Source organism: Erwinia sp. PME.40.26/001 (assembly GCF_055556675.1).
The window spans coordinates 19,145-44,926 of the sequence record NZ_JBVHNP010000012.1; the positions used below are offsets into that span (position 1 = coordinate 19,145).

General features: G+C 57.7%; 21 protein-coding genes. 14 read left to right on the top strand and 7 right to left on the bottom strand.

Features of this window, described 5'->3' with window-relative positions; translation table 11 throughout:
• Positions 1-3 precede the first annotated feature (3 nt).
• Positions 4-429, bottom strand: a complete 426-nt coding sequence (gene soxS / locus ACZ3HG_RS21050; protein ID WP_191935525.1) for a superoxide response transcriptional regulator SoxS — start codon at positions 427-429, stop codon at positions 4-6.
• A gap of 91 nt (positions 430-520) precedes the next feature.
• Between soxS and soxR the strand changes: the two genes are divergently transcribed.
• The 4 genes from soxR to ACZ3HG_RS21070 all read left to right on the top strand — a co-directional run bounded on the left by soxR (position 521) and on the right by ACZ3HG_RS21070 (position 5,225).
• Positions 521-988 (top strand): redox-sensitive transcriptional activator SoxR, encoded by a 468-nt coding sequence (gene soxR, locus ACZ3HG_RS21055; protein ID WP_191935526.1) that lies wholly within the window; start codon positions 521-523, stop codon positions 986-988.
• A 30-nt stretch (positions 989-1,018) separates the two neighbouring features.
• A complete protein-coding gene (locus ACZ3HG_RS21060; RefSeq protein ID WP_191935527.1) occupies positions 1,019-1,681 on the top strand; it encodes a glutathione S-transferase family protein in 663 nt (220 codons plus the stop codon).
• Positions 1,682-2,052: 371 nt separating this feature from the next.
• Positions 2,053-3,402, top strand: coding sequence for an NCS2 family permease (locus tag ACZ3HG_RS21065; protein ID WP_062748096.1), 1,350 nt, complete (start codon positions 2,053-2,055; stop codon positions 3,400-3,402).
• Positions 3,403-3,575: 173 nt separating this feature from the next.
• The gene (locus tag ACZ3HG_RS21070) at positions 3,576-5,225 is read left to right on the top strand and encodes a Na+/H+ antiporter (RefSeq protein ID WP_191935528.1); all 1,650 of its coding nucleotides are present in this window, start codon (positions 3,576-3,578) and stop codon (positions 5,223-5,225) included.
• Positions 5,226-5,309: 84 nt separating this feature from the next.
• Here ACZ3HG_RS21070 and ACZ3HG_RS21075 read toward each other — a convergent pair whose 3' ends face one another.
• Positions 5,310-6,212, bottom strand: a complete 903-nt coding sequence (locus ACZ3HG_RS21075) for a LysR family transcriptional regulator (protein ID WP_465334285.1) — start codon at positions 6,210-6,212, stop codon at positions 5,310-5,312.
• Positions 6,213-6,319: 107 nt separating this feature from the next.
• Between ACZ3HG_RS21075 and ACZ3HG_RS21080 the strand changes: the two genes are divergently transcribed.
• From ACZ3HG_RS21080 to ACZ3HG_RS21090, 3 genes are all read left to right on the top strand, one after another.
• Positions 6,320-6,748, top strand: coding sequence for a CidA/LrgA family protein (locus ACZ3HG_RS21080; RefSeq protein WP_191936023.1), 429 nt, complete (start codon positions 6,320-6,322; stop codon positions 6,746-6,748).
• Positions 6,741-7,439 (top strand): LrgB family protein, encoded by a 699-nt coding sequence (locus tag ACZ3HG_RS21085; protein WP_465334288.1) that lies wholly within the window; start codon positions 6,741-6,743, stop codon positions 7,437-7,439. Before ACZ3HG_RS21080 ends, ACZ3HG_RS21085 begins: the two co-directional genes overlap by 8 nt.
• A 139-nt stretch (positions 7,440-7,578) precedes the next feature.
• Positions 7,579-8,124: a YfaZ family outer membrane protein gene (locus ACZ3HG_RS21090; RefSeq protein WP_062748087.1), complete on the top strand. Its 546-nt coding sequence runs from the start codon at positions 7,579-7,581 to the stop codon at positions 8,122-8,124.
• 89 nt (positions 8,125-8,213) lie between these two features.
• On the opposite strand, the gene ACZ3HG_RS21095 is transcribed toward ACZ3HG_RS21090, so the two are convergent.
• The 3 genes from ACZ3HG_RS21095 to acs form a co-directional block, all read right to left on the bottom strand.
• Positions 8,214-9,872, bottom strand: a complete 1,659-nt coding sequence (locus tag ACZ3HG_RS21095; protein WP_191935531.1) for a cation acetate symporter — start codon at positions 9,870-9,872, stop codon at positions 8,214-8,216.
• Positions 9,869-10,180: a DUF485 domain-containing protein gene (locus tag ACZ3HG_RS21100; RefSeq protein ID WP_191935532.1), complete on the bottom strand. Its 312-nt coding sequence runs from the start codon at positions 10,178-10,180 to the stop codon at positions 9,869-9,871. Before ACZ3HG_RS21100 ends, ACZ3HG_RS21095 begins: the two co-directional genes overlap by 4 nt.
• 253 nt (positions 10,181-10,433) lie before the next feature.
• Positions 10,434-12,389 (bottom strand): acetate--CoA ligase, encoded by a 1,956-nt coding sequence (acs, locus tag ACZ3HG_RS21105; RefSeq protein ID WP_191936025.1) that lies wholly within the window; start codon positions 12,387-12,389, stop codon positions 10,434-10,436.
• A gap of 523 nt (positions 12,390-12,912) precedes the next feature.
• Between acs and gltP the strand changes: the two genes are divergently transcribed.
• The 3 genes from gltP (at position 12,913) to ACZ3HG_RS21120 (ending at position 17,028) form a co-directional block, all read left to right on the top strand.
• Positions 12,913-14,214: a glutamate/aspartate:proton symporter GltP gene (gene gltP / locus ACZ3HG_RS21110; RefSeq protein ID WP_191935534.1), complete on the top strand. Its 1,302-nt coding sequence runs from the start codon at positions 12,913-12,915 to the stop codon at positions 14,212-14,214.
• A 367-nt stretch (positions 14,215-14,581) separates the two neighbouring features.
• The gene (locus ACZ3HG_RS21115) at positions 14,582-16,126 is read left to right on the top strand and encodes a methyl-accepting chemotaxis protein (protein ID WP_191935535.1); all 1,545 of its coding nucleotides are present in this window, start codon (positions 14,582-14,584) and stop codon (positions 16,124-16,126) included.
• Positions 16,127-16,263: 137 nt separating this feature from the next.
• Complete coding sequence (locus ACZ3HG_RS21120; protein WP_191935536.1) at positions 16,264-17,028, top strand: AraC family transcriptional regulator; 765 nt, start codon at positions 16,264-16,266, stop codon at positions 17,026-17,028.
• Here the strand turns inward: ACZ3HG_RS21120 and leuA are convergent.
• Positions 17,010-18,683, bottom strand: a complete 1,674-nt coding sequence (gene leuA / locus ACZ3HG_RS21125; protein ID WP_191935537.1) for a 2-isopropylmalate synthase — start codon at positions 18,681-18,683, stop codon at positions 17,010-17,012. The genes ACZ3HG_RS21120 and leuA overlap by 19 nt on opposite strands.
• Before the next feature lie 19 nt (positions 18,684-18,702).
• Here leuA and ACZ3HG_RS21130 point away from each other — a divergent pair, with 19 nt between their 5' ends.
• Positions 18,703-19,014, top strand: a complete 312-nt coding sequence (locus tag ACZ3HG_RS21130; RefSeq protein WP_465334293.1) for a hypothetical protein — start codon at positions 18,703-18,705, stop codon at positions 19,012-19,014.
• Positions 19,015-19,272: 258 nt separating this feature from the next.
• The gene (locus ACZ3HG_RS21135) at positions 19,273-20,925 is read left to right on the top strand and encodes a dihydroxyacetone kinase subunit DhaK (protein WP_465334295.1); all 1,653 of its coding nucleotides are present in this window, start codon (positions 19,273-19,275) and stop codon (positions 20,923-20,925) included.
• An 80-nt stretch (positions 20,926-21,005) separates the two neighbouring features.
• Here ACZ3HG_RS21135 and sbmA read toward each other — a convergent pair whose 3' ends face one another.
• On the bottom strand, positions 21,006-22,241 hold the full coding sequence (gene sbmA, locus ACZ3HG_RS21140) for a peptide antibiotic transporter SbmA (RefSeq protein ID WP_191935540.1): 1,236 nt from the start codon (positions 22,239-22,241) through the stop codon (positions 21,006-21,008).
• Between the two features lie 454 nt (positions 22,242-22,695).
• Here sbmA and ACZ3HG_RS21145 point away from each other — a divergent pair, with 454 nt between their 5' ends.
• Together ACZ3HG_RS21145 and ACZ3HG_RS21150 are read left to right on the top strand one after the other, a co-directional pair.
• The gene (locus ACZ3HG_RS21145; RefSeq protein WP_244633760.1) at positions 22,696-24,774 is read left to right on the top strand and encodes a sensor domain-containing protein; all 2,079 of its coding nucleotides are present in this window, start codon (positions 22,696-22,698) and stop codon (positions 24,772-24,774) included.
• 270 nt (positions 24,775-25,044) lie between these two features.
• Entirely contained in the window at positions 25,045-25,782 is a 738-nt protein-coding gene (locus ACZ3HG_RS21150; RefSeq protein WP_191935541.1) for a gluconate 2-dehydrogenase subunit 3 family protein, read from the top strand.

Here is a 25,782-nt window from a genome sequence, read left to right on the forward strand (position 1 = left end):
GCTTTAGCTGCACGTCGGACAGGCTTTCTCATGGCCCGACGGGCTGAAGCGCGGTGCAGTGAAGTCGCCGCAGTCAAAATTCCAGCCTGAACGCTGCAGCGTCTGGCGACGCATGGAATGGCGGTAAGCCGTCGGCGTCTGGGCGAACTGGCGTCGAAAGACGCGGGAAAACGTCTGCTGTGAGTCATAGCCATACTGCAGGGCAATGTCGAACACCGGGCGCTGGGTCAGACGCAGCGCTTCAGCGGCCAGCGTAAGACGACGTTCACGAATGTAACCACCCAGCGTCTGTTTCGTCACGGAACGGAACATACGCTGCAGGTGCCACTTCGAATAGCCAGATTTCGCCGCCACTTCATCAATCGACAGGGTTTTTTCCAGATTACTGTCGATCCAGTCTGTCAGGGTGCTGATGATGTCGTCATGCATACACTTTTCTCCCGGGTCTCTGCGTCAATAGATCGCGAACTCAATGGTTGCTGAGTATAATTCCTCAAGTTAACTTGAGGTAAAGCGCTAAATGAAAAAAATTCTTCGCACTTCTGACAAGCGGGAACTGACCCCTGGTGACGTTGCCCGGCGCTGCGGCGTGGCGGTATCGACGCTGCATTTCTATGAAAGCAAAGGGCTAATCAGCAGCTTTCGCAATCCGGGAAATCAGCGGCGTTACACGCGTGACGTTCTCAGACGGGTGGCAGTCATTAAAATCGCCCAGCGCATCGGCATCCCGCTGGCCACCATCAGCGACAGCCTGATGCAGTACTCCCCCGGCAAACGAACGACCCCAAAAGAGTGGGCGCTGCTGTCGCAGCAGTGGCGTGACGAGCTGGACAGACGCATTGAAACGCTGACCCGTCTGCGGGATGACCTGGATGGCTGCATCGGCTGCGGCTGCCTGTCGATGGAGGACTGCCCGCTGCGCAATCCGAATGACCGGCTCAGTGAACAGGGTACCGGAGCGATCCTGCTGGATGTGAAAGGCGCTTAACCTTCTATACTCAGGTTTTAAGGAGCGACTATGATCACCGTACATCACCTGAATAATTCGCGCTCACAGCGCGTGCTGTGGCTGCTGGAAGAGCTGGAAGTCCCGTATCAGATTAAACGTTATCAGCGGGAGGGCACGCTGCTTGCCCCCCCGGAGCTGAAAAAAGTACACCCGTTAGGTAAAGCCCCGGTGATCACCGATGATAATCGCGTGGTGGCGGAGTCAGGGGCGATCCTGGAATATCTCGAATCACATTATGATGCTGCCGGCCAGCTGAAGCTGGCCGATGATGAGGCGGTGATCCAGTCACGCTACTGGCTGCACTATGCAGAAGGCTCCCTGATGCCGCTGCTGGTGATGAAGCTGATTTTCAGCCGCATGGGAAAAGCCCCTGTCCCCTGGCTGCTGCGGCCAATCGGCAGCGCTTTTGGTAAAGGGGTGCAGAAAGGTTACCTCGACCCGCAGATCGCTAACCACCGTCAGTTTATTGAGCAGCATCTGGCCCGCAACGAATGGTTTGCCGGTAGCCGGTTTAGCATCGCTGACGTCCAGATGAGCTTCCCCCTGCAGGCGCTGACCGCACGTGGCGGGGCCGCAGACAGCCCGGCTATCCAGGCCTGGCTGCAGAAGGTGCAGAGCCGTGCCGCCTGGCAGCGTGCGCTGCAGCAGGGCGGTGAAGTCAAGTTTGACTGAGCAGGTTCCCGTCTGACCCCCTCCGCGTATCGCCGTCATAAGAAAGCGCTATGAGAGGACAGGGGGCTTCCCCCGTTAACATCCCTCTGTGTGAATGATCAGGGGGATGTAAATCAAGACTTATGCAAATTTAAGCGTTAACAGGTGTTGAATATGCACCATTAAACACCGGATAATCGTTTGCGCGAAAATACGCACTGCAATGACGCGGTTTTTACGTGGAATAGTAAACGTTTGCCTTTATCCGGTTTGTGCCTCGCCCTGAGGTTTTTGACACCGTGAATATTGTGCCAGGGATGCAAACGTTGACTACCGCTGGGATGCAGCGGTACCACGCAGCGATAACTCATAAGAATGCTCAGGGGATTACAATGTCAGCTCCTTCTCAACCGGCCAGCGGCTCTCTCGACGCCTGGTTCAAAATTTCTGCGCGCGGTAGCAGCGTCCGTCAGGAAATCCTGGCGGGTCTGACGACCTTCCTGGCGATGGTCTACTCCGTGATCGTGGTGCCCTCGATGTTGGGCAAAGCGGGCTTCCCGCCGACGGCGGTGTTTGTGGCAACCTGTCTGGTCGCCGGGTTTGGTTCCCTGCTGATGGGGCTGTGGGCCAACCTGCCGATGGCGATTGGTTGTGCTATTTCCCTGACGGCCTTCACGGCCTTCAGCCTGGTGCTGGGCCAGCAGATCAGCGTGCCGGTCGCGCTGGGTGCGGTGTTCCTGATGGGGGTCCTGTTCACGCTGATCTCAGCCACCGGTATCCGGGCCTGGATCCTGCGCAATCTGCCAATGGGCGTGGCGCACGGCACCGGCGTCGGTATTGGCCTGTTCCTGCTGCTGATCGCCGCCGACGGCGTTGGCCTGGTGGTGAAAAACCCGGGGCCGGGACTTCCGGTCGCGCTGGGCCACTTCCCGTCATTCCCGGTGGTGATGACGCTGCTGGGCCTGGCGGTGATTTTTGGCCTGGAGAAACTGCGCGTACCCGGCGGTATTCTGCTGACCATTATTACCATCTCGGTAATCGGCCTGATTTTTGACCCGGCGGTGAGTTATCAGGGGCTGTTTGCTATGCCCAGCCTGAGCGATGCACAGGGGAATTCGCTGCTGTTCAGCCTGGATATCCTCGGCGCACTGAAACCGGCAGTGTTGCCCAGCGTGCTGGCGCTGGTGATGACCGCCGTCTTTGATGCCACGGGTACCATCCGCGCCGTGGCCGGGCAGGCCAACCTGCTGGATAAAGACAACCAGATCATCAACGGTGGTAAGGCGTTAACCAGTGACTCTCTGAGCAGCATCTTCTCCGGTCTGGTTGGAGCAGCCCCTGCGGCGGTGTACATCGAGTCGGCAGCGGGAACGGCGGCAGGCGGTAAAACCGGCCTGACGGCCATTGTGGTCGGTGTTCTGTTCCTGATGATCCTGTTCCTGTCGCCGCTGGCATACCTCGTGCCGGGCTATGCCACCGCACCCGCGCTGATGTACGTTGGCCTGCTGATGTTAAGCAACGTTTCCAAGATCGACTTCAGCGACTTCGTCGATGCGATGTCCGGCCTGCTGGCGGCCGTATTTATTGTACTGACCTGCAATATCGTGACCGGCATCATGCTCGGCTTTGGTTCGCTGGTGATCGGCCGCATCTTTGCCGGAGAATGGCGCAAGCTCAACGTCGGTACGGTTCTGATTGCCGTCGCGCTGGTCGCTTTTTATGCCTGCGGCTGGGCGATTTAATGCTGTTTCGGGGCCGGGATCGCCGGCCCCACCTTCAGATGCCACTGAATTTCCCCTCTTAAGGCACATCCTGTTTTTCAACGCTTTCCTAATTTGCTTTACTATCCCGCAGGGTATACAAATCCTGGGCTGCTTTTGTTCAGAGCCTTCGGAAGACATATAAAAAGGAACGCATGGAAATTTTCTTCACCATTCTCATCTTGACGCTGGTTGTGTCGCTGTCGGGCGTCGCGGCGCGTATTATTCCCTTTCAAATTCCTCTGCCGCTGGTGCAAATTGCCATGGGCGCTTTGCTCGCCTGGCCGACGTTTGGCCTGCACGTCGATTTTGACCCGGAGCTGTTTTTAGTCCTGTTTATCCCGCCGCTGCTGTTTGCTGACGGCTGGAAAACCCCGACCAGCGAGTTCCTCAATCACGGGCGCGAGATCCTTGGCCTGGCGCTGGTACTGGTGCTGATCACCGTGGTCGGGATTGGTTACCTGATCTACTGGCTGGTGCCTGGCATTCCGCTCCTGTCTGCCTTTGCGCTGGCGGCAGTGCTGTCACCGACAGACGCCGTTGCACTCTCCGGCATTGTCGGCGAGGGGCGCATCCCGAAAAAAATCATGGCCATCCTGCAGGGCGAGGCGCTGATGAACGATGCGTCTGGCCTGGTCTCGCTGAAGTTTGCCGTTGCGGTGGCCATGGGTACGATGGTCTTTACTGTCTCGGGCGCGTCGCTGGAGTTTATGAAAGTGGCGATTGGTGGCCTGCTGGCGGGGATCGCCATCTGCTGGCTGTACGGTAAGTCGCTGCGCCTGTTCAGCCGCTGGAGCGGGGATGACCCAGCGACGCAGACCGTGCTGCTGCTGCTGCTGCCGTTTGCGTCATACCTGATTGCCGAGCATATCGGCGTGTCCGGTATTCTTGCCGCGGTCGCCGCCGGGATGACCATCTCGCGCTCCGGCATTATTCGTCAGGCACCGCTGGCGATGCGCCTGCGTGCCAACAGCGTCTGGCAGATGCTGGAATTCGTGTTTAACGGCATGGTGTTCCTGATGCTGGGTCTGCAGCTGCCGGGCATTCTGGAAATCTCCGTACGTCAGGCCGATGCCGACCCGAACGTGGAGCTGTGGGTGCTGTTTGCCTCGGTGGTGCTGATCTATATGGCGCTGATGATCGTTCGTTTTGGCTGGCTGTGGACCATGCGCTTTATCAGCCGCAGTGCGCTGAAAAAACGCCCGATGGAGTTTTCCAGCTACTCCACGCGTGAGTTGCTGATTGCCTCCTTCGCTGGTGTGCGCGGGGCGATAACGCTGGCGGGTGTGCTGTCTATTCCGCTGCTGCTGAGTAACGGCAACGACTTCCCGGCGCGTTATGAACTGGTGTTCCTGGCCACCGGGGTGATCCTGTTCTCACTGCTGGTGGGCGTGGTGATGCTGCCGCTGTTACTGCGCGGAGTGGAGGGCGTCGACAAGACGGTTCACCGCCGTGAGCTGCAGATGGCGCGTGCGGTGATGGCCGCTACGGCGATTGAAAGCCTGTATAAGATGGAAGAGCGGCTGACCAATGACACGGAAGAGAACATCGATCCTGAGTTGATTAAAGAAGTCAGTTCCCGGGTGATTGGTAACCTGCGCCGTCGCGTTGATGGCAAAGAGGACATGGAGCGCGCGCTGTTTGCCGAAAATCTGGAGCGTCGCTTCCGCCTGAGCGGGCTGCGTGCCGAACGGGGTGAGCTGTATCACCTGCGCGCCACGCAGAAAATCAGCAATGAAACCATGCAGAAACTGCTGCACGATCTCGATCTGATGGAAACCCTGCTGGTCGAAAAGGAAGAATAACCGCAGAGTATTCGGGTAGGGGCGGCCTTCTTTCCTGGCCGCCCGTGCCGCCGGTTTGTGTTGTTTACGTCTGTCCCCAGCGGTTCACAACGAAATGCACGGCGTTTCCCCCGGCCAGAACTCGCGGCAGCAGGTAATCCACGCCTGGGCGCTGCGCGACAGATAACTCCCTTTCCGCCAGATCAGCCCCAGCTTCCACACCAGGTCCGACTCCAGCGGCAGCCACAGTAGCTGGCTCTTATCCAGACGCTGGCAGATCGGCTCCGGCAGGATCGCCACACCCATCCCGGCCTGTACCATCGCCGCCAGAAAATCCCACTGACCGCTGCGCACTGCAATCTGTGGCGTAAATCCGCTGGCCTGAAACGCCCGCATCAGCTGGCGATTCAGGGAGAATTCCTCGTTGTAGATCAGAATGGGAAGCCCGGCCAGTTCACTGATCGGCATATGGCTGCGGCGCAGCCAGGCGTCGGTGCGCGGCACCAGCACGCACAGCGGATGGCTCATCAGCGCCAGCGAGTTGAGGGGCAAATCATCGGCCACCGGCAGGGCGGTCATGGCAATATCCAGGCTGCCGGACAGCACGGCCTGCTGAACGGTCAGTCCGCCAAACTCGGAGATTTTCAGCGCCACGCCGGGATAGCGCTGGCGGAAGGCAGAGATCGATCCGGCAATCTGCATCCCGACCATCGGGGGAATGCCCAGGCGCAGCTCACCGGTTTTCAGTTCGTTGATATCGCTGATCTCCGCCTCCAGCTGCTTAAACTCCTGCAGGATGGTGACTCCGCGCTGGTACACCGCCTGGCCGGTATCGGTCAGGTGCAGCTTGCGGCCCTCGCGGATCAGTAACGTACAGCCCAGCTCATCCTCCAGCTGGCGCAGCATCTTGCTGATGGTAGGCTGCGTGACGTACAGCTGCTCGGCGGCACGGGTAAAACTTTGCTGACGAACCACTTCCACAAAGTAGCGCAGGGCGCGAACGTCCATAATCATTCCTGTCTGGCATAGTTGGGATAATATTAAGTCATTTTTTTCACCCTTTGTTACCGCTTTATACTCTTTCCCATAAAAACATTTTAAGAGGGAAAAACAGCATGGCACTGGCAATACGTCCACAGAGTTCGGCCTGGCTGCAGCGGGTGCAGGTTCCGCTTCAGGTGGCGCTGTATGTCGGGCTTTTTCTGGCGTCAGAGCAGTTAGTGAACTGGCTGCACCTGCCGCTGCCTGCCAACATTGTCGGCATGTTACTGCTGCTGGCGATGATTATGCTGCGTGTGATGCCGCTGGGCTGGGTGAAAGCGGGGGCCAGCTGGCTGCTGGCCGAAATGCTGCTGTTCTTTGTCCCGGCGGTGGTGGCGGTGGTGAACTACGGCGACCTGCTGCGGGTGGAAGGCTGGCGCATTCTGCTGGTGATCGGCCTCAGTACGCTGCTGGTGCTGGCGGCGACCTCGCTGGTGGTGGAGCGGGTATACCGGTTTGAACTGTGGCTTGCCGCCCGTAAGCAGGGGAAAAACGATGCGTGATTTTATTCTCAGTATCGTCTGCCTGCTTGCCACGCTGGTGGTTTACTTCCTCAATAAGCGACTCTACCGTCGCTGGCACCGGCTGCTGCTGATGCCGCTGGTGATGACGCCTATGGTGCTGGTAGCGCTGCTGCTGGTTGCCCATATCTCCTGGCAGGACTACATCGGGGAAAGCCGCTGGCTGCTGTGGCTGCTTGGCCCGGCCACGCTGGCATTCGCGGTGCCGGTCTATGAAAACATGGCGATCATTCGCCGTCACTGGCTCTCCCTCAGCGCCGGGGTGATCACCGCGACGACCGTGGCGGTGTGCAGTTCGGTATGGCTGGCGCAGATGCTGGCCCTGCCGGAAGCCATTCAGCGCAGTCTGGCGGTTCGCTCTATCACCACGCCCTTTGCGCTGGCGGCGGCGAAGCAGCTGGGTGGGCAGCCGGATCTGGTGGCGCTGTTTGTGGTGATCACCGGGGTCTTTGGCATGGCCGTGGGGGACCTGCTGTTCCTGCGTCTGGCGATCAAACAGGGGCTGGCGAAAGGGGCCGGGTTCGGGGCTGCCTCGCACGGCGCGGGGACAGCAAGGGCCTACGAGATGGGGCAGCAGGAAGGTGTGGTCTCCAGCCTGGTGATGATGTTATCGGGTGTGGTCACGGTGGTGATCGCGCCGGTCATTGGCCATATTATGTGGACCGTGAGTTAAATAAACGGTTTTCAGCGCTTTGTAAGGTTACTCAAATTCACATTGATTCACGGCTTTCTCATATAATTTCTTTAACGGTTGGTTTACTCTGCAAGGCCGCCGCATCAAGGCGTGAGTAAATTTTAATCAGGAGAAAAAAATGAAAAGAGTGGCAATGACAACCGGCGCTCTGGCGCTGCTGGCGCTGGCAGGCTCTGCCCAGGCGATTGAAGGTGGCGTGAGTGTGGGCAAAGATTACACTGACGTGCACGTAGGCCTGGGTACTAATACCCCTGGTTTTGCACTTTCCGGTGACTGGCTGCGCAGCGATCACGACGGTAACGTAGAAAGCCTGGGTCTGGGCTACAACGTGGCTGTCGGTGATGTGTTCCTGTCTCCTACTGTTAAAGCGATGTCAACTAACCCGAAAGACTCCAAAGATGGCTACGGTGTGGCTATCGGTGGCGGCGTGCGAGTCCCGGTGACTAACATGTTCAATGTGTACGGTGAATACTTCTGGTCTCCGGACTCGTTCTCCAGCCATATCGATAACTACCAGGAAGCGTCTGCAGGCGTAAGCTTCCAACCTATCTCGCTGGTGGATGTGAGCGTGGGTTACAAATATATGACCATGAACGGCAAAGATGGCCGTAAAGATAACGTCGTGGCCGATGGCCCATACGTGGGTGCCGCTGTTCATTTCTGACAGCGTGGGCGGACCGAAACAGCCGGTCCGCCCCTGTGAACCGCTACGGTGCGGACCGTGACACCCGGTCCGCACCTGCCTCTCTGATATTAATGCCCTTTCCCGCCTTCAATGCCGATCCCCGTCTGTGAACGAACAAACTGCGCCTGGAAGCGCTGACGCTCCTCCGCACCGGATGCCGAGCTGTCGGTCACCGAGAACAGCCAGGTGCCGATAAACGCCGCCAGCATTGAGAACAGCGCCGGATACTCATACGGGAATACTGCTTTCGCATTGCCCAGCACCTGCACCCACACCGTCGGGCCGAGGATCATCAGCAGCACCGCCGTCAGCAGGCCCAGCCAGCCTCCAATCATCGCTCCGCGCGTGGTCAGCTTCGACCAGTACATCGACAGTAAAATAATCGGGAAGTTACAGCTGGCAGCAATCGAGAACGCCAGCCCGACCATAAAGGCGATGTTCTGCTTTTCAAACATAATCCCCAGCAGGATCGCCACAATACCCAGCAGAACGACGGTAATTTTTGACACCCGCAGCTCATCTTTTTCACTCGCCTGCCCCTTACGGAAGACGCTGGCATACAGGTCATGAGACACGGCGGAAGCCCCCGCCAGCGTCAGTCCGGCGACCACCGCCAGAATGGTCGCGAAGGCCACGGCAGAGATAAAGCCGAGGAACAGACTGCCGCCCACCGCGTCCGCCAGATGCACGGCCGCCATATTATTACCGCCGATCAGCGCCCCGGTAGCATCCTTAAACGCCGGGTTGGCCCCGACCAGCAGAATGGCCCCAAAGCCGATAATAAAGGTCAGGAAGTAGAAGTAACCCATAAAGCCGGTGGCCCAGAATACGCTCTTGCGCGCTTCCCGCGCGTCGCTGACGGTGAAAAAGCGCATCAGAATGTGCGGTAAACCTGCCGTACCGAACATCAGCCCCAGCCCGAGCGAAAGGGCAGAGATCGGATCGTGTACCAGCCCACCGGGGCTCATGATCGCAATCCCTTTCGGGTGAACCTTGATGGCTTCGGTAAACAGCGTGTTGAAACTGAAACCGACCGTTTTCATCACCATAATGGCCATAAAGCTGGCCCCAAACAGCAGCAGGACGGCTTTAATAATCTGTACCCAAGTGGTGGCCAGCATGCCGCCAAAGAGCACGTACATCACCATCAGGATACCAACCAGCACCACCGCGACATGATAATCCAGGCCGAACAGCAGCTGGATCAGCTTGCCTGCGCCGACCATCTGCGCAATCAGATAGAGTGCCACTACCACCAGGGAACCACAGGCGGAAAGCGTGCGGATTGGCTTCTGTTTCAGGCGGTAAGAGGCCACATCGGCAAAGGTATAACGCCCGAGGTTACGCAGGCGCTCGGCGATCAGGAACAGAATAATCGGCCAGCCGACCAGGAAGCCCAGGGAGTAGATCAGTCCGTCGTAGCCGGAGGTATAAACCAGCGCCGAAATCCCCAAAAACGAGGCGGCGGACATAAAGTCCCCGGCCATCGCCAGACCATTCTGGAAGCCGGTAATATTGCCGCCCGCCGTATAGTAGTCACTGCGTGAACGGGTGCGCTTGGAGGCCCAGTAGGTGATCCCGAGCGTAAAGCCGACGAAAATCAGGAACATGACAATCGCTTCGACGTTGGTGGGCTGGCGCTCAACCGCACCGCTGATGGCATCCGCCGCCAGCACGCCGCAGGGCAGCAGGGCCGCCAGCGCAAAGAACAGATGGCGTGATTTCATCCTTTCACCTCATTCAGCAGTTCGCGGGTCAGGCGGTCGAACTCGCCATTTGCACGCCAGACATAGACGCCGGTCAGCAGGAAGGAGATCACAATCAGGCCTACGCCAATGGGAATACCGCGCGTCACATTCGTCCCTTCATGAAGCGGGGTGCCGAGCCAGGCGGGCGCGAAGGCAATCAGCAAGATAAAGCCGACATACAGCACCAGCATAATGGCGGACAGCAGGGTGGCAAAGCTCTGGCGTTTTCTCACCAGCTCTTTAAAACGTGCGCTCTTTTCTATTCTTTGATAAAGGACATCGTTCATTGTCATATCTCCAGAGGTATTTCCCCCTTCATCCCTGACGCCGCAGCGGTACAGGCCTGAGCCATTTTTCCTGGTGACTTATGCGAATAAGTTCCCGGGAGTTCATCGCTTTACCGCCTTGCTGCAGCGTCAGTGACTGAGGGGAAATGTGAAATATAGTTTTTATAATTCCTGGTTCGGACAAGATTAAGACCTGATACGGCAGGGCTGCTCTGCGGCAGTTTAGAACAGGGGCACAGAGGCCCCTGTCGTGTTATGGCATTTTAATCGACTGCTTCTCTTCGAGTAATTTCTCGACCACGCCAGGATCGGCGAGGGTTGAGGTATCCCCAAGGTTACTGGTATCCCCGGCGGCGATTTTGCGCAGAATACGGCGCATGATTTTGCCGGAGCGGGTTTTCGGTAACGAGTCCGTCCAGTGCAGCACATCCGGGGTGGCAATCGGGCCGATCTCTTTACGCACCCAGTTACGCACTTCGGTGTACAGCTCCGGCGAGGGCTCTTCGCCGTGGTTAAGGGTAATGTAGGCATATATCGCCTGGCCCTTCAGCCCGTGCGGGATGCCCACCACCGCCGCTTCAGCGATCAGCGGGTGCGATACCAGCGCGGATTCGATCTCCGCTGTGCCCAGACGGTGGCCGGAGACGTTGAGCACATCATCGACGCGTCCGGTGATCCAGTAATACCCCTCTTCATCACGACGTGCGCCGTCGCCGCTGAAGTACATATTTTTGAAGGTAGAGAAGTAGGTCTGCTCAAAGCGTTCGTGATCGCCATACAGGGTTCGCGCCTGGCCAGGCCAGGAGTCGACGATCACCAGGTTACCTTCTGTGGCTCCTTCCAGGGCGTTGCCCTCATTGTCGACCAGGGCAGGCTGCACGCCAAAGAACGGGTTAGTGGCCGAGCCGGGTTTCAGCGCCGTCGCTCCCGGAAGCGGGGTGATCATAAAGCCGCCGGTTTCCGTCTGCCACCAGGTGTCTACGATCGGGCAGCGGCCATTGCCGATTTTTTTATGGAACCACTCCCAGGCTTCCGGGTTAATCGGCTCGCCTACGGAGCCGAGGATACGCAGGCTGGAGCGGTCGGTGCCTTCAATCGCTTTGTCGCCTTCGGCCATCAGTGCGCGTACCGCCGTCGGGGCGGTATACAGAATGGTGACCTTATGCTTATCCACCACTTCCGCCATCCGGCTCGGTTTTGGCCAGTTCGGCACGCCTTCAAACATCAGGGTCGTTGCCCCACAGGCCAGCGGGCCATACAGCAGATAGCTGTGACCGGTGACCCAGCCAACGTCGGCGGTACACCAGTAAACGTCGTCCGGATGGTAATCGAACACGTACTTAAAGGTGGTTGCCGCATAGACCAGATAGCCCCCAGTAGTATGCAGCACGCCTTTTGGCTTCCCGGTAGAGCCGGAGGTATAAAGGATAAACAGCGGGTCTTCCGCCCCCACTTCTTCGGGCTGATGATGGGCGCTGGCTTTATTCACCAGCTCGTGCCACCACAGGTCACGGCCGTTGTTCCAGCCCACGTCTTTCCCGGTACGACGGAAGACCACCACTTTGCCAACGCTGGTCACGTTAGGGTTATTCAGCGCATCATCGACGTTTTTCTTCAGCGGAATGGCGCGTCCGGCGCGGATGCCTTCGTCGGCGGTGATCACCAGACGGGCGTTACAGTCGATAATACGCCCGGCTACGGCTTCGGGAGAGAAGCCGCCAAAGATCACCGTATGCACGGCACCAATCCGCGCACAGGCCAGCATCGCGACGGCGGCTTCCGGCACCATCGGCATATAGATAGCCACGACATCGCCTTTGCTGATGCCCAGCTCTTTTAAGGTATTGGCAAAGCGACAGACGTCGCGATGCAGCTCACGATAGGTGATGGTTTTGCTTTCGCTGCTGTCGTCGCCTTCCCAGATAATGGCCGGGTGGTCACCCCGGCTGGTCAGATGGCGGTCAAGGCAGTTCGCCGCCAGGTTCAGGGTCCCGTCCTCAAACCAGCGTATAGAGACATTGCCGGGGGCGAAGGAGGTGTTTTTCACCACTGTATAAGGCTTAATCCAGTCCAGGATTTTACCTTGCTCACCCCAGAACGCATCGGGGTCCTGTACTGACTGCTGATACATCGACGAGTACTGCTGGGGTGTAATCAGAGTATTTTCCGCAATGTTCGCGGGAACCGGGTAGGTATGTGACTGGCTCATAGCTGGCCTCCTTGAAGATTGTTAATAATATGTCAATCAAAGGTTAAGTGAAGATGTTGGTTTGGCTTTGTTTTCTTTTTGCGCGGCAGATCACGCCATAACATAATCTGATGGATCCGGGTCATCTGACGGCGTTAAAGATATTCATTTCGCGCAGTAATCGTTGAGAGGCGCACGACAAGTCGCACAAAAAAGGCGCAAATAGACCATTTTGTTTCTGCGGGGTAATACCCCGTTTCTGCATAGTCATGCGGTATCAGGCAGGAATATTTCTAATTATTACAAAGAGTTATTTTATTTGGCGTAAAGCAGGGCTTTATCCTGTTGAGTGATGGTTAATTAGCCTCATCTCTCGCGGGGTTGCATTTAGGGCGTTGAAAATGGTACTGATTACGCGCCTGTTAATCAGGAATCAACCATCCATTACCTGCGAATTGCCCGATTCCGGTCAGCCTCCCTTGAGTGTTATTCACTCCGCATACCACACGCGGAAAGCAGGTTTTGTTAAGGAAACAGACACGTTATGAAAGCCGTAAAATTCAGCCTTGCATGGCAAATACTGATTGCACTGGTTCTGGGGATCGCCGCGGGCGCGATACTGCATAATCAGCCGGAAAACCGTGAATGGTTAGTCACCAACATTCTCAGTCCGGCCGGTGATATCTTTATCCACCTGATCAAAATGATCGTCGTACCTATCGTTATTTCTACACTGATTGTCGGTATTGCCGGCGTAGGTGATGCCAAAAAACTCGGGCGTATTGGTGTTAAAACCATCGTCTATTTCGAAGTGATTACCACCATTGCCATTGTGACAGGTATTACTCTGGCGAACGTGTTTCAACCCGGCTCCGGCATTGATATGTCGACGCTGGCAACGGTGGACATCTCTCAGTATGAAGCCACAACGGCACAGGTTCAGGGGCAGCCACACAGTCTGGTGAGCACCATCCTGTCGCTGATCCCGCAGAATATTTTTGCGGCGATTGCCAAAGGCGACATGCTGCCGATTATCTTCTTCTCCGTGCTGTTTGGCCTGGGCCTCTCTTCCCTGCCGTCGGAACACCGTGACCCGCTGGTGAAAGTGTTCCGTTCAACGTCAGAAGCGATGTTCAAAGTCACCAATATGATCATGCGCTATGCGCCGGTCGGGGTGTTTGCGCTGATCTCGGTGACCGTGGCGAACTTTGGCTTTGCCTCACTGTGGCCGCTGGCGAAGCTGGTGATCCTGGTGTACGTGGCGATCCTGTTCTTTGCGCTGGTGGTTCTCGGTGCGGTGGCCCGCTTCTGTAAGCTGCGTATTACCACCCTGATCCGCATTCTGAAAGATGAACTGATCCTCTCTTACTCTACTGCCAGCTCGGAAACCGTGCTGCCGCGTATTATGGAGAAGATGGAAGCCTACGGTGCGCCGAAGGCGATCACCAGCTTTGTGGTGCCGACCGGCTATTCGTTTAACCTCGACGGTTCCACGCTCTATCAGAGCATTGCCGCCATCTTTATCGCCCAGCTGTACGGCATTGACCTCTCTCTGGGTCAGGAAATCGTGCTGGTGCTGACGCTGATGGTCACCTCTAAAGGGATTGCCGGCGTGCCGGGCGTCTCCTTTGTGGTGCTGTTGGCGACGCTGGGCAGCGTCGGTATTCCGCTGGAAGGCCTGGCGTTTATCGCCGGTGTTGACCGTATCCTCGATATGGCGCGTACCGCGCTGAACGTCGTAGGTAATGCACTGGCGGTGCTGGTAATTGCCAAGTGGGAAGACCAGTTTGATGCCAAACAGGCCCGTGCCTATGAGGCACAGCTGAAGGCGCAGCCTTCAGCGTAACCCTCCTGCGGGCTGGCGGTTCTGACCGCCAGCCCGATCCCTTCCCGGTCCACGCCTTCCTTTATACCTCTTTTCTTACACCTCTCTGCCTGACCTTCCCGCTTCTGGCTTGCCTGAATAAAGATGTATTGCCGTATCATAAATTTTCTCTAAAGAATAATACCCTGCTAAAAAAGAAGCGGTTTTGCTGGTGCTGGCCACGTGTTTGCCTGCAGGGCACGAATGCCAATGTTACTGGCTTTGTCGCCCCGATCACGCTATTCGCGTAAACCCGGCTAAAGATCCCCGGTTTCGCGCCGAAAATATAAAAAAACGTTACTAATATTCCCTGGTACAACTCCCGTTGATCCATTCAAGGATTTAACCCATGCGCAATAACTTGCCCGTTACGCAGCAGGAATATGAGTTTGGCGATGACGCCACGCTCATGTCGACCACCGATCCCCGTAGCTACATCACCTATGCCAATGATGCCTTTATTGAGGTCAGCGGTTTTACGCCGGAGGAAACCAACGGCCAGCCCCATAATATGGTGCGTCACCCGGATATGCCGCCGGAAGCCTTTGCCGATATGTGGGCAACGCTGAAGAAAGGGGAGCCCTGGACCGCGCTGGTCAAAAACCGTCGTAAAGATGGCGATCACTACTGGGTGCGGGCCAATGCCATCCCGGTGGTGCGCAACGGCAACGTGCAGGGGTATATGTCGGTGCGCACCAAACCGGGTGAGGAGGAGGTGCGCGCAACGGAACGTCTGTACCAGGATTTTCGTAATGGCAGGGCAAAAGGTAAACGTTTCCATAAAGGGCTGATTGTCCGCACCGGTCTGATGAGCTGGCGTTCACTGTTTAAAACGCTGCCGCTGCGCTGGCGTATCCGCTCGGCGCTGCTGGCGGTACTGCCGCTGGCCACGCTGGGTGTGTGGGGGCTGGGCCTGAGCCACGGGGCGCTGGGCCTGTTTGCTGCGGGTATGGCGCTGCTGCTGCTGCTGGCTTCAGCCTGGCTGGAAATGCAGGTTTCCCGGCCGATTGAACGGGTCTGTCAGCAGGCGCTGCGCGTCGCTACCGGTGCCGATCATAAAGTCGAGCAGATGGACCGGGTCGATGAGGTGGGCACGACGCTGCGGGCCATTGGTCAGCTGGGGCTGATGTTCCGCTGGCTGGTCGATGACGTCAGCGGCCAGGCCATTAACGTGCTCAGCGCCAGCGACGCCATTGCGCAGGGCAACAGCGAACTGAGCCGCCGCACGGAGCAGGCGGCGGCTAACGTCCAGCAGACTGCCGCGACGATGAACGAAATGACCGCCACGGTGAAGAGTAATACCGACACCGCCGCCGAAGTCAAAAGCCTGTCGATCAGCACCAGTAAGGCTGCGGTGCAGGGGGGAGAGGCGATGACTGATATGGTTAAAATGATGGCGGAAATTACCGAAAGTTCTAAGCAAATCGCCAATATTACCAGCGTGATTGACGGTATTGCCTTCCAGACGAATATCCTTGCGCTGAATGCCGCGGTGGAAGCCGCCCGTGCGGGAGAACAGGGGAAAGGGTTTGCCGTGGTAGCGGGAGAAGTACGCAGCCTGGCCCAGCGCAGCGCGAAAGCCGCCAGTGAGATCAAAATGCTGGTAGAGAGCAGCGCCGGTAAGGTCAAATCCGGCACGCTGCATGTGAATGAGGCGGGTAAAACGATGGAAAGCATTGTTTCTCAGGTGCAGAACGTCACATCGCTGATCGCCGAGATCAGTGCGGCTACCGCGCAACAGGCTACGGCCATCGGTGAGATTAGCCTGGCGGTGGAAGATCTCGACCACATCACCCATCAGAACGCCGCGAAAGTAGAAGAGGGCGCACAGGCTTCCAGCCGGATGACGCGGCAGGCGACGCGGCTGGTCGAGGCGATCAGCGTCTTCCGTTAACCACGGTTACGCCCGCACTGGCGCAGACGGTAAGGTCCGGCCGCCCGTGCCGGTGATGAGCTTCACCAGGGGCGACCTTTTTTTCCGGTCGCCCTTTTTTTTGCTAGGATGGATCTCCGTCAACCTGCGAGAACCCCATGTCCGCCATTCTCGATTTTTCCTTTGCCCACCGCCCGCTGGTCCCCTACGCGCACGACTACCGTCACGGCGACGTTGAACCGCAGCACCATCACAACTGTGCGCAACTGGTGCATACGCTGACCGGTGTCGTCAGGGTGGAGACGGCCCTGGGGCACTGGATTGTGCCGCCGGGTCGCGGCGTATGGCTGCCGGCCGGGGTGAAACACGCCCTGCAGATGACCGGCGAGGTGGCCGCCCGCACGCTGTTTGTCGATCCGCTGGCGCGTGCTGACCTGCCGGCCAGCTGTCAGGTGGTGCAGATTTCGCCGCTGCTGCGTGAGCTGATCGTCAGCGCGCTGGATCTGCCCGAAGCCTATGCCCCCGCCAGCCGTGCCGAGCGTATCTATGAACTGATCCTTGATGAAATCCGCGTGATGACCGAGCTCCCCTTCAGCCTGCCGGAACCGCAGAGCGAGGCGCTGCTGGGGCTGTGCCGGGCACTGCGCGCGTCGCCGGGAGAGAGCTGGACGCTGGAAAACAGCGCCCGTCGGGTCAACGTCAGTAGCCGCACGCTCGCCCGGCGTTTTTATCAGGAGACGGGCCTGCAGTTCAGCGACTGGGTCAGACGCGCCCGGCTGATGGAAGCCCTGACGCGCCTGGCGCGGGGAGATTCGGTGCTGACGGTGTCGCTGGAGCTGGGCTATGAAAGCCAGAGCGCCTTCAGCGCCATGTTCCGCCGCATCCTTGGCGTCGCCCCCAGTGACTATTTCCCGGCCGGCTGATGCTGCGCCACGGCGTTCAGGAGTGCCTGCAAAGAGGCGCGTGATACATCACTGTCGATACCCACGCCCCAGGCGCTGCGATTGCCGGGGAAGATGCAGCGCAGATAGGTGACGGACCGGCTGTCGCTGCGCTGGCCGAGGGTATGCTCGTGATAATCCTGAATGGTAAACGCGATGTCCAGCGACTGGCGCAGCGCATCCGCAGCCGCTGACAGCAGGCCGTTTCCGCGCCCGCTGATGCTGTCATACCGATCGCCCCGGCGGATGCCTGCCTCGAAGCGTAACTCTCCCTGGCTGTCACTTTCGCTGCGGTACTCCCCCAGTTGCAACGTCGGGGCTTCAATGCCGTACACCCGGCGGAACAGCTGCCAGATGGCCGCCTGGGTCATTTCACGATTTTCCGCATCGGCCACCTGCTGTACCTGCTGGCTGAAGTCCTGCTGCAGAGTGCGCGGTAGCGTCAGGCCGTGATTCTGCTCAATCATCCACGCCGCCCCACTTTTTCCTGACTGGCTGTTGACGCGGATCACCGCCTCATAGCTGCAGCCGATGTCCGCCGGATCCAGAGGCAGATAGGGGACTTCCCAGCGGCTGTCCTGCTGCTGCTGGCGCGCGGCAAACCCTTTTTTAATCGCATCCTGGTGGGAACCGGAAAATGCGGTAAAGACCAGCTCTCCGGCGTAGGGATGGCGCGGATGAACCGGCAGTTGGTTACACTGTTCCACCACGTCGACGACCTGCTTCATCTGGCTAAAGTTAAGCTGCGGATCAATGCCCTGGGTGTAGAAGTTCAGCGCCATGGTCACCAGATCGACATTACCGGTGCGTTCCCCGTTGCCGAACAGGCAGCCTTCCACCCGGTCAGCCCCTGCCAGCAGTGCCAGTTCGGCGGCAGCAATACCGGTACCGCGATCGTTATGCGGATGTACGCTAATACAGACCTGTGGGCGGCGGGAAAAGTGACGACAGAAGTATTCGATCTGATCGGCATAGACGTTAGGCGTACTTACCTCGACCGTGGCGGGCAGATTGATGATCATCGGCCGCAGCGCACAGGGCTCCCAGACGGCCGCCACGGCCTCGCAGATCTCCAGGGCGAAATCGGCCTCGGTGAAGCAGAAGGTTTCCGGCGAATATTCAAAGGTCCAGTGAGTCTGCGGCTGCTCTTCGCAGCGCTGGCGAATGAGTCGCGTGGCGTTAACGGCCAGTTCGATAATCTGCTCACGGCTCTGGCGAAACACCAGGCGGCGAAATACCGGGGCCGTGGCGTTATACAGGTGGATACAGGCCTGTTTTGCCCCCTCCAGCGCCACAAACGTACGGTCGATCAGATCGGCCCTGGCCTGGGTCAGCACCTGGATAGTCACATCATCAGGGATCATCTGCTCTTCGATCAGCTCACGCACAAAGTTGAAGTCAGTCTGTGACGCCGAGGGAAACGCCACTTCAATCTCCCTGAAACCACACTGTAGCAGCAGCTGCCAGAATGCTTTCTTACGTGCCGCATCCATCGGTTCGGCCAGCGACTGGTTGCCATCGCGCAGGTCCGTTGAGAGCCAGCGTGGCGCGCTCTTCAGCGTTCGGCCTGGCCACTGGCGATCGGTCAGCGTGACGGGAGGAAACGGGTGATATTTGTCGGCGGGTTGCTGCAGCATCGGTCAGGCTCCTTGTTGGGTGAAGCCCTATACTGCAGTGACGATGCCGGTTCTGGCTGGCGCAAAACTGACAACCGTGTATGAAAAAGTGACAACTGAAGAGGAAAAAAAAGGAGCAAAAGGGAAACCCCTGCTCCTTTTACGCCCTGGTGTTGGCGTGGGTATGACGGGTGATACGGGTAGCGGGGGGGCCGGTGAAGAGAACGCCCGCTCAGGCGGCGAAACGTGGAGGTTATCGGTAAGCGGTATTCTATTGTTACCGTCTTATCAGCCACATTTAGTTATAAACTTTTTTTTGCCTTTCCGCAGTTCTTTTAATAGCAAATTGTGATTGATACTACAATTTCATTATCGCTTATCGGCGGCAGTTAATATGTATTAAAATATTACACAGTAGTAAGTTTTCTTTTTTATCATTGTGATAGCCTGTTTTTAGTCACGCTGCCATTTTGCCGGTAAAAAACACCGGGGCTATTTTCAGTGTTGAACTCTACTGTAAATAGGAAATATCGTAAGTATCTCTGTTCCATTAAGGTTTTATTAATATATGAACCATTAACCATTATTCGCTTGTGGATGAGGAGCTTCAATGAGTCAGTTTTTTATGAATCAGAAACAGCATGTTGTGAACGACGCGATTGAGGGCATTTTGCTCAGTTCCCCGCATCATAATCTTGGCCGCTTGTCGCTGGGGCCGCAGATGCGGGTGGTGGTCCGCAAGGACTGGGATAAGTCGCGCGTCGCCCTGATTTCGGGTGGCGGTTCGGGGCATGAGCCAGCCCATATCGGCTTTGTCGGTCAGGGGATGCTGACGGCGGCGGTGTGCGGCGATATCTTCGCGTCACCCAGCGTGGATGCGGTGCTGCATGCCATTATCAACGTCACCGGAGATGCCGGCTGCCTGTTGATCGTAAAAAACTATACCGGCGACCGCCTTAACTTTGGTCTGGCGGCGGAGAAAGCCCGGGGCCTGGGTTATAAGGTGGAAATGGTGATGGTGCGCGACGATATTGCGCTGCCGGAAAACCCGCAGCCACGGGGCATTGCCGGAACGGCTCTGGTGCATAAAGTTGCCGGCTATGCCGCTGAACAGGGGCAGACCCTGGCGCAGGTGGCCGCCGTGGCACAGCAGGCCTGTGACGCGACGTCCTCTATCGGGCTGGCGTTCACCACCTGCCACGTTCCGGGCGAGGCGCGTGACGACCATCGCGTGCCGGAAGGGGGCAGCGAGTTGGGTATGGGGATCCACGGTGAGCCGGGCGCTTTAACGCTGAAAACCCAGAACAGCGCGGAGATCGTGGCAGAGCTGGTGTCGCGTCTGACGGCGAAAAAAATCGCGGGTCCCCTTGCCCTGATGGTCAACAACCTGGGCGGCTTTTCGGCGCTGGAGATGGCAATAGTGGTGCGTGAAGCGCTGCATTCCGCGCTGGGCCAGCAGGTGACGCTGCTGATTGGCCCGGCGACGCTGGTCAGCGCGCTGGATATGAAAGGGTTTTCCCTGTCGGTGATGCAGCTGGATGCTGAAAGGGAGGAGGCCCTGCTGGCCCCGGTACAGGTCAGCGGCTGGAGCCCGGCGTTCGCGCCGTTCTCCGCGGCGGAAATTCCGGCGAAAACGGCCGCGCAGCTGCAGTCCTTTACCCCGTCGGATAACCCGACGGCGGCAGCCATCGTGAAGACGATCTGTCAGACGCTGATCGGTCTGGAGAGTGAGCTTAACCAGCTGGATGCGAAAGTGGGTGACGGGGATACCGGATCGACCTTTGCCGCGGGTGCCCGTAGCGTACTGGACGCCAGTGAGGCCCACGCGCTGCCGCTCAACCAGCCGGATGCGCTACTGACGGTCGTGGGGGAAAAGCTGGCCACCGTCATGGGCGGGTCCAGCGGGGTGCTGATGTCGATTATGTTTACCGCTGCCGGACAGCAGCTGGCCAGCGGGGCGTCGCTGGCTGAAGCCCTGACCGCAGGTCTGGAGCGGATGCAGCACTACGGCGGAGCGCAGGTCGGGGACCGCACGATGATCGATGCCTTACACCCCGCCTTTGCCGCGCTGCTGAACGGTGACGACCTGACCCGCGTTGCGGCGGCGGCCAGGGAAGGGGCCGACAGCACCAGCAGCATGCGCAGCGCTCGCGCCGGACGATCGTCCTACCTTAATCAGGAGAGTCTGGACGGTGTGAAAGATCCGGGTGCCTGTGCCGTTGAGAAGGTGTTTGCTGCGCTGGCGGCAGGTCAACCGGCGTAAAGCCGGGTAACGGTCCCTGTTGCCGGGTTGTGCCTGTTCCCGGCATGGGGCGACCGGAAAAAAAGAGTTGCCCCTACATTTCATTGTAGGGGCTGACCTTCTATGCTCAGCTCCTTCACGTCCAGCGCCTGCTCGAAGCTGCGCAGACGCTTGTAGATCGACATCAACTCTACCAGCGTGGTCCAGGCGTTAATCAGATACTGGAACGCGCCTCGCACCTGATCGAAGACGTTAGTGATCTGCGTCAGCAGCCCGAGCGTGATAGCGCCCGTCACAATCGAGGGAAACAGCACAAAGATGCTGAATACCGCATCCAGTTGCAGATAGAAAATGCGCGCGATATTAAAGTAGAGATAGTGAAAATAGAGGCGGAAGTAGTTTTTGCGCACGCTGAAGAACAGCTCACGAACCTTTGGCGGGCTGGCACGATCCGCATTATCTTCACCATACACCAGCTCTTTACGATAGGCCGCCTCCACCCGCTGATTACGAAATGACAATCCTGGAAGCTTAATCCCCACCAGCGCCAGCAGCCCGGTGCCGAACAGTGACCAGACCACCGCTGCAATCACCAGCGCATAGGGCACCTGCCCGAGGATTGGCACGGTCTTCACGTGTACGGACAGCGCCACCAGCACCGGCAGGAAGGCAATCAGCGTCATCACCGCATCAATCAGCCTGACCCCCATATCTTCCAGGGTCGAGGCAAAGCGCATCGTATCCTCCTGCACGCGCTGGGCAGCGCCTTCGATATGGCGCAGCCGCGACCAGTGCGCCATATAATAGCTGTTCATCGCGGTGCGCCAGCGGAAGACATAGTGGCTGATAAAAAACAGATTCAGCACGTCAATCACCACGGCAATCAGCGCGATGCTGAGGAAGCCATTGACCTGAGTATAAAACGCCGAAATTTTAATGGTATTCGGATGCGCCATGGCTTTCTGTATCAGATCGTAGAAGGGTTCGTACCAGCTGTTGATCGCCACGCCCACCTGCACGGAAAACCAGGTGACGAAGATAATCAGCGCACTGCCCAAGATTGACCAGCGCTGCCAGGGGTGGGGGCTGACGAAAAACCAGAAGCCAGCAAACAGCAGCGTGGCCAGCAGATAATAGCTGTAGAAACCCAGCTCGGCGGGAGAAATAAACCGCAGGGCGTTGTTCGGTAACACACCGGGTGGAAGCAAGGAGAGATGAATCATCAGGTGAGCCAGCCTGCTGTCGGCATAGCCAAACCAGAACACCACCGCTAAGAAACTCCATATCACCACGCTGCTGAAAAACAGCCCGGGCCTGGGGAAAAAAGATTTAAACATAGGCACTCCGCTGTTAATGTTTGCTGGTTATACCGCGATTAACGCTGAGTGATCTCGTTACGGTTGTATCTATTAATGTCGGGATAAACATCTTGTTTATTTCATGGTTAATTGTGCCGTTAATTTTCCCGTACTCTTTATTTTGTAGAAGTGAAAGGCCAAATTAACCTTTAAACTGACGTCATTAAGGTCAAAAAGGTAAAAATTCACGCTGAATATTTTTTTGAGCAACGTCGACGACCGTCAATGAACGGACGTGATTGGAAGGAAATTGCTTGAATAGACTGATGTTATAGGTTTATACCCATGTGGTTTGACCACATTAGCAGTCAAGAATCCTGCTGCCGCCGCGCGGCAGGAGCGGGTTATTTTACGCCACTGAAAGGCGTATGCAGCGCTGAACGTCTTTTCCGCGATGGAAAAAATGACCGCCAGCGCCTGGGTGAAAATAATAATGAATGACAACTCGGATGTGATGTACCGGCAGCTGGTACAAAGCGTAGTCGATTACGCAATCTATATGATCACCCCTGATGGAACGGTAACTAACTGGAATCCGGGCGCGCAGCGTGCCAAAGGCTACACCGCAGAGGAGATCGTCGGTAAGCACTTTTCCTGCTTCTACAGCGCTCAGGACCGGCTGCTGCAGCTGCCGGAAAGCAACCTGGCGATCGCCCGCCGCACCGGGCGTTTTGAAGATTATGGCTGGCGGTACCGTAAAGATGGCAGTGCCTTCTGGGCGCATGTGGTGATCGATGCGATCCGCAACGATGAGGACCGGCTGATCGGTTTCGCCAAGATCACCCGCGACTGTACCGAAGTGCGCGAGTATGAGCAGCAGATCCTGCGCACGAAAGAACTGGCCGAACAGAACAGCGCTAAAATGGCCTCGTTGTCGACCTTCCTCGACACCATTATTGCCAATATTCCCTCCTGCGTGATTGTGGAGGATGTCGTATCACGCGAGATCCTGCTGCTTAACAACAAAGCTGAACAGCTGCTGGGGGGCACGCAGCGCGATTTTATCGGCAAGCGCGGGCCGGAGTGCATGACTGCCGAAATGGGCGAATACTTTATGCAGCTCTCCGATGCTGCGCAGCGCAGAGAGGGAATGCAGCGCAATGAGCGGTTGCTGATGACGCCGGGTGGCGAGCGGATCATCAGTGCCAGCGCCTCGATCATCCGCGGTAACGATGAGCACCATAACTATGTGCTGCTGATTGCCGATGATGTCACCGACCAGCGGGCGGCCGATGCGCAAATTCATCATATGGCCCATCACGATAATCTGACCAGCCTGCCAAACCGCGTCCTGTTCAACCAGCGTCTGACCCAGGCGCTGCGCGACGATCGCGATGGGCGTCGCAAAACGGCCACGCTGGGGCTGGATCTGGATAACTTCAAAAACGTCAATGATGCCCTGGGCCACCAGACGGGTGACGATCTGCTGCGTTCCGTTGCGGTGCGTCTGCGTGGGGTTCTGCGTGACCAGGACACGCTGGCGCGCAGCGGCGGCGACGAGTTCTCCATTGTTCTGCCGGGGCTGACGCAGCGGCAGGAGGCTGAAGCCGTTGCCACCCGCCTGATCGAAACCATTCGTCCCCCGTTCAGCGTGGACGGGCATAACCTGTCGGTGGGGCTGAGTATTGGCATCGCCATTGCCGACGGCGGCATGGCCACGCCGGATGAGCTGTTACGCCGTGCGGATATGGCGCTGTACGAAGCCAAACGTAACGGCCGTAACCGTTTTGAACACTTTACTGAGACGATGGGTGCGATGGCGCAGAGGCGTCGGGCCATTGAAAACGATCTGCGTGAGGCACTCACCAGCCGCCAGCTGAGGCTGTATTACCAGCCCATTACCAACCATCTGCACCGGGAAATCATTGGCTATGAGGCCCTGATGCGCTGGCAGCACCCGGAAAGGGGCATCATCATGCCGGTCGATTTTATTCCCATTGCCGAAGAGACCGGACTGATCCACAGCCTGGGAGCCTATGCGCTGTATGAAGCCTGCCGTGAGGCGGCGACCTGGCCGGGCGAGCAGAGCGTGGCGGTAAACCTGTCGCCGCTGCAGTTTAAAAACAGCGCGCTGGTGTCGGTCGTTGAGGCTGCGCTGAAGGAGTCCGGCCTGGCCCCGCACCGGCTGGAAGTGGAGATCACCGAATCCGTGCTGCTGGATAACACCCTGGTCAATATCCATATTTTGCAAAATCTCAAGGCGCTGGGCATCCGTATTGCGCTGGATGACTTCGGCACCGGCTATTCGTCGCTGAGTTACCTGCGTTCCTTCCCGTTCGATAAAATCAAAATCGATAAGTCGTTTATCAACGATATGCACGACAGCCGCGAGGCACTGGCCATTATCCGCGCGATCACCGGGATGAGCCGCAGCCTGGACATTCAGATCACTGCGGAAGGGGTGGAAAGCAATGAGCAGTTTGAGCGGCTGAAGGAAGAGGGCTGTACGCTGTTCCAGGGCTACTATTTCGGCCGCCCGCAGCCGTCAGAGTGCCGCTTACAGGCGTTTTAAGCTGTCCGTCAGGGCGTTTTCCGCTGCTGCCGGGCCAGAGACCGGCCCGGCAGCAGGCGGGGCCGGTAAATTGTTAATGAAATTGTGCCTTTTTGTTTCTCTCCCCTCACACCTTATACGTATAACTGTTACAGTATGCGCCACTGTTACCGGTAACAAAAAAGCGTATAAAGGCCGGAACAGCAAAGACCCCCTATATCAGTGTGACGATAAAATCATCCGACCCCCATTTTAGCGATCGCCCACGCGAACGTTTGAGAAGGCAATGTCATGTCAGAGCAAAAAACAGGCAGTACCCGCAGGGATTTTCTGCTGAAAACCATTACCCTCGCCCCGGCGATGGCGATAGGTTCCGCCGGACTGGGTTCACTGGCCGCTGTCGCGCCCGCCGTGGCGAAAGAGGCTGCCGCCACCGGCCCGCAGCAGGCGCGTGAGTATCAGCCCACCTGGTTTACCCCGGAAGAGTACGCCTTTGTGCAGGCGGCAGTCGCCCGGCTGATCCCCGCCGATGAGCGTGGCCCCGGCGCGCTGGAAGCTGGCGTACCCGAATACATCGACCGCCAGATGAACACGCCCTACGCCACCGGCAGCAACTGGTATATGCAGGGGCCCTTCCACCCGGATGCCGATAAAGCTCTGGGTTATCAGCTGCCGCTGACGCCGCGTGATATCTACCGGCTTGGCCTGGCCGACGCCGATGCGCTGGCAAAGCAGCAGCACGGTAAGCTTTTCGCGCAGTTAAGCAGCGAACAGCAGGACGCCTTTTTACAGGCCCTGGAAGCGGGCAGCGTGACGCTGCCACAGCTTCCGGCGAAAACCTTCTTTTCCTTCCTGTTACAGAACACCCGCGAAGGCTTTTTCAGTGACCCGATCCACGGGGGCAATCAGGGGCTGGTCGGCTGGCAGTTGATCAACTTCCCGGGCGCACGCGCCGACTTTATGGACTGGGTGGAACGCGGCGAGCGTTACACGCTGCCGCCGGTATCAATTCGCGGGGAAAGAAGCTAA

Excerpts from the sequence above, each read along its gene's own strand:
- soxS (WP_191935525.1), bottom strand. The coding sequence starts at position 429 with ATGCATGACGACATCATCAGCACCCTGACAGACTGGATCGACAGTAAT.
- soxR (WP_191935526.1), top strand. The coding sequence starts at position 521 with ATGAAAAAAATTCTTCGCACTTCTGACAAGCGGGAACTGACCCCTGGT.
- ACZ3HG_RS21060 (WP_191935527.1), top strand. The coding sequence starts at position 1,019 with ATGATCACCGTACATCACCTGAATAATTCGCGCTCACAGCGCGTGCTG.
- ACZ3HG_RS21065 (WP_062748096.1), top strand. The coding sequence starts at position 2,053 with ATGTCAGCTCCTTCTCAACCGGCCAGCGGCTCTCTCGACGCCTGGTTC.
- ACZ3HG_RS21070 (WP_191935528.1), top strand. The coding sequence starts at position 3,576 with ATGGAAATTTTCTTCACCATTCTCATCTTGACGCTGGTTGTGTCGCTG.
- ACZ3HG_RS21075 (WP_465334285.1), bottom strand. The coding sequence starts at position 6,212 with ATGGACGTTCGCGCCCTGCGCTACTTTGTGGAAGTGGTTCGTCAGCAA.
- ACZ3HG_RS21080 (WP_191936023.1), top strand. The coding sequence starts at position 6,320 with ATGGCACTGGCAATACGTCCACAGAGTTCGGCCTGGCTGCAGCGGGTG.
- ACZ3HG_RS21085 (WP_465334288.1), top strand. The coding sequence starts at position 6,741 with ATGCGTGATTTTATTCTCAGTATCGTCTGCCTGCTTGCCACGCTGGTG.
- ACZ3HG_RS21090 (WP_062748087.1), top strand. The coding sequence starts at position 7,579 with ATGAAAAGAGTGGCAATGACAACCGGCGCTCTGGCGCTGCTGGCGCTG.
- ACZ3HG_RS21095 (WP_191935531.1), bottom strand. The coding sequence starts at position 9,872 with ATGAAATCACGCCATCTGTTCTTTGCGCTGGCGGCCCTGCTGCCCTGC.
- ACZ3HG_RS21100 (WP_191935532.1), bottom strand. The coding sequence starts at position 10,180 with ATGAACGATGTCCTTTATCAAAGAATAGAAAAGAGCGCACGTTTTAAA.
- acs (WP_191936025.1), bottom strand. The coding sequence starts at position 12,389 with ATGAGCCAGTCACATACCTACCCGGTTCCCGCGAACATTGCGGAAAAT.
- gltP (WP_191935534.1), top strand. The coding sequence starts at position 12,913 with ATGAAAGCCGTAAAATTCAGCCTTGCATGGCAAATACTGATTGCACTG.
- ACZ3HG_RS21115 (WP_191935535.1), top strand. The coding sequence starts at position 14,582 with ATGCGCAATAACTTGCCCGTTACGCAGCAGGAATATGAGTTTGGCGAT.
- ACZ3HG_RS21120 (WP_191935536.1), top strand. The coding sequence starts at position 16,264 with ATGTCCGCCATTCTCGATTTTTCCTTTGCCCACCGCCCGCTGGTCCCC.
- leuA (WP_191935537.1), bottom strand. The coding sequence starts at position 18,683 with ATGCTGCAGCAACCCGCCGACAAATATCACCCGTTTCCTCCCGTCACG.
- ACZ3HG_RS21135 (WP_465334295.1), top strand. The coding sequence starts at position 19,273 with ATGAGTCAGTTTTTTATGAATCAGAAACAGCATGTTGTGAACGACGCG.
- sbmA (WP_191935540.1), bottom strand. The coding sequence starts at position 22,241 with ATGTTTAAATCTTTTTTCCCCAGGCCCGGGCTGTTTTTCAGCAGCGTG.
- ACZ3HG_RS21145 (WP_244633760.1), top strand. The coding sequence starts at position 22,696 with ATGAATGACAACTCGGATGTGATGTACCGGCAGCTGGTACAAAGCGTA.
- ACZ3HG_RS21150 (WP_191935541.1), top strand. The coding sequence starts at position 25,045 with ATGTCAGAGCAAAAAACAGGCAGTACCCGCAGGGATTTTCTGCTGAAA.